This is a genomic window from Paenibacillus sp. OT2-17, from assembly GCF_009827695.1.
GTDB classification, from domain to species: domain Bacteria; phylum Bacillota; class Bacilli; order Paenibacillales; family Paenibacillaceae; genus Paenibacillus; species Paenibacillus polymyxa_B.
The window spans coordinates 1-3,103 of the sequence record NZ_WUDQ01000445.1 but is presented as its reverse complement, the minus strand read 5'-3'; the positions used below and the strand labels follow the sequence as shown (position 1 = coordinate 3,103).

Annotated in this window: 4 protein-coding genes; 1 reads left to right on the top strand and 3 read right to left on the bottom strand. The window is 47.5% G+C overall.

Translation table 11 applies throughout. The annotated features are described in order from the left end of the window. From mtnN to GRP75_RS22790, 3 genes are all read right to left on the bottom strand, one after another. Positions 1-405 (bottom strand): 5'-methylthioadenosine/S-adenosylhomocysteine nucleosidase (mtnN, locus tag GRP75_RS22800; RefSeq protein ID WP_160790444.1); only part of this gene is annotated, 405 nt, incomplete at its 3' end. A gap of 42 nt (positions 406-447) precedes the next feature. Further along, positions 448-1,623, bottom strand: a complete 1,176-nt coding sequence (locus tag GRP75_RS22795) for an aminotransferase class I/II-fold pyridoxal phosphate-dependent enzyme (RefSeq protein WP_081365969.1) — start codon at positions 1,621-1,623, stop codon at positions 448-450. Between the two features lie 69 nt (positions 1,624-1,692). Then, positions 1,693-2,532 (bottom strand): MetQ/NlpA family ABC transporter substrate-binding protein, encoded by an 840-nt coding sequence (locus GRP75_RS22790; RefSeq protein WP_160790443.1) that lies wholly within the window; start codon positions 2,530-2,532, stop codon positions 1,693-1,695. A gap of 289 nt (positions 2,533-2,821) precedes the next feature. Here GRP75_RS22790 and GRP75_RS22785 point away from each other — a divergent pair. Then, the coding region (locus GRP75_RS22785; RefSeq protein WP_160790442.1) for a DUF1541 domain-containing protein at positions 2,822-3,103 on the top strand (282 nt) is incomplete at its 3' end.

Here is a 3,103-nt window from a genome sequence, read left to right as displayed (position 1 = left end):
CTCCGCCAGCGCTTCTGTCGCAAAAGCAAGCAGCGCTGGATCGACAGGATAACTTGCCGGCATCTGTGGCACCTGTCCGTAGGTATAGCCGAACGCCGTTCCGTCCACATCGCTGTAAGTCAGCTCGGTCGCCACTACAACATCGCCAACATGCAGCGCTGGATCGAGCCCACCCGCAGACCCGGTATTAATGACAAGCTCCGGGCTAAATCGCTCAATCAGCAGCGCCGTAGTCGAGGCTGCGTTCGCTTTGCCAATTCCTGATTGCAGCAGAATAACCTCCTTGCCCTCAAGCTGGCCTGTATAAAAAATCCCGTTCGCAATCTGGGTCATCTTTATCCCTTCGATCTGCGCTTTCAAATCTGCTATTTCTTCCTCCATGGCTCCGATAATCGCTATACTCAAAGTTCTTTTCTCGCTCCCTCCATGAATTCCTTGTATTCCAGCTTATACTTGAAAAATACCCGTTGCTGCGATGCGCTGCACCGCCTCCAGCAGCCTTTCTTCACTGTTCACCAGACTGACCCGCACATAAGAAGCTCCCGCACGACCAAAGCCTTCTCCAGGGGCGACCGCAACATGTGCCTCGTCCAATAAAAAGTCTGCAAATGAAGCGGATGTGTAACCCTCTGGCACCTTGAACCAGGCAAAAAAAGACCCTTGGGGAACAGCTACATCCCAGCCAATACCTCGTAACGCTGCAATGAGAATATCACGGCGCCGCTCATATAACGCCGCGAGCTCCCGTACCGGTTCCTGCGTGCCCAGCAATGCCACAGCCCCCGCATCCTGTACCGCTCCAAAAACAGTGCTGTAGGCATGCGTATGATAATGCTTGAGCGCACCAATGATGGACGAATTTCCCACTGCAAAGCCGAAGCGCCATCCAGCCATGTTATACGTTTTGGAAGCCGTATACGTCTCGACGCCATATTCCTTGCCGCCGGGGATTTGCAATAAACTAATCGGCTTATGCCCGTCAAATCCAAGAGCACCGTAAGCAAAATCATTCATAACCGGAAACTGATATCGAGCGGCATAATCCAGCGTCTTTGTCAGAAAATCTGCAGTAGCTACTGCTCCAGTCGGATTGTTCGGATAATTAATCATGAGCAATTTGACCTGCTCTGCGATTTCTTCCGGCACGGTTGTATAATCAGGCAAGAAGCCATGCTTCTCATCAAGCGGAATCGTATGAATATGGGCTCTTGCCAGCGCAGCAGCGGAATAATATTGGGGATATGCCGGATCGGTGGTCAATAACCAATCACCGGGATTCAGCAGCGCCTGTGGAATCCCCATTACGCCTATGGCTGAGCCGTTGAATATGGCAACCTCCCGGTCAGGATCCAGCTCCACCTGATACTCCCGTTTATAGAACGCGGCGACAGCCTCCAGCGTGCTTTTTTTCCCATGAAAAGGTGGATAGCCCTGATTGATCGGTTGATCGACCGCTTCCTTCAAAGCGCTGATGATATGCGCCGGTGTTGGCTGATCCGGGTTGCCGGCTGCCAAATTGATTACATCTATTCCTTTGCTTTTATACAGATTCACTTTGTCATCCATTGCGCTAAAATAGTTGTCAGGCAGAGCCTTGACGAGATCAGAGGATGAAAAAATCACGTTCATCTCCACCTTTTATCCATAAGATACAGGCTGACAACGTCAGCCCGCAGAAGATAATACCCCATATTATTTGAAATAGCTTGGTAGCTTGTAGCCTTCATAAACAGGATTCGATTGGATGTACTTTTGGAATTCATCTGAATGATATCCTTCAATAATGTCTTTGACGAAGGGCTTATCCTTGTTCTTGTTGTCCACAGCTACCACGTTCGTGAACGGATCTGTCATATTTTCAAGCTTTAATGCCGAGGTCAGCTTTATTCCATTCGATACAGCAAAGTTCCCTTGTATAGCCGCAAAATCAACATCCTCTAGTGCACGTGGCCCCTGTGCCGGGTCGGTAGCAACAAATTGCAGATGATGCGGATTAGAGGTGATGTCATTCACCGAGGTTTGCAATGGATCGATTTTGTCCTTTAACGTAATCCAGCCTACTTCCTTCAAAATATTCAGCGCACGCAGCATATTGACTGGCTCGTTGGGCAGGTTGATTTGGGCTCCCTCACTGATTTCGTCAAGGCTGGTATGCTTGCTGGAGTACAATCCCATTGGAGGAGTCGGGACCTGCACAGCACCAATCAGATCAATATTCTCCCGCTTATTCATAGAATCCAGGTAGAGCGAGTGCTGGAACACATTAGCATCAATATCCCCCTTAGCCACGGCTACATTGGGCTGAACACCGTCTGTAAACTCTTTATATGTAATCTTATAGCCTTTCTTCTCCAAATATGGAGCCACACCATTCTTAAACTGATCGCTATATGGACCGGGATTAAAGCTGATATGCAGTGTTTTCTTTTCTTCACCCGCAGCGTTGCCCAACGTATTCTTGCTGCCGCAACCTGAAATAAAAAGCACGACTGCTCCCAGCAGCAATATAAATGAAATCCATGGTTTCTTCATTTTGATGTCTCCCCCTGCTCCTTGATATCATCTACTTTTGGTGAGTTAGAATGTTACAGTCGCTCAAAATACCAAGTAACTTGATGCGTTTTATAGATATTACAATGATTTTTTATTCACTGTCAACAACATTTAATTTCGCATCTTCTGCATAACAAAAAAGGGGTCACAACAGGAGATCCCCTTGAAAGCAAAACACTTCACAAGTTTGTCATATACTTCCGTTTTAAATATACCCCATAGGGGTACATTTAAAATATGTAATTAAAACCCTAAAGGAGCTGTAAATATGAGAATGCAATGGGCTTTGCTCGCTGGTACAATCATGATTATTTTGAGTGGGTGCGGGAACAGTAACACGCCGAACCAGGAGCACACGACAAACAGCAGTCAACAGCACGACACATCGGATATGAACCATTCCACTTCCAGTGAGCTTCCTACCGGACTAAAAGAAGCTGAAAATCCAGCCTTCAAAGCTGGTAGCCAAGCGACTATCCAAGCCGACCATATGGCAGGCATGAATGGGGCTACTGCCACGATTGTTGGTGCTTATACGACTACTGCTTAT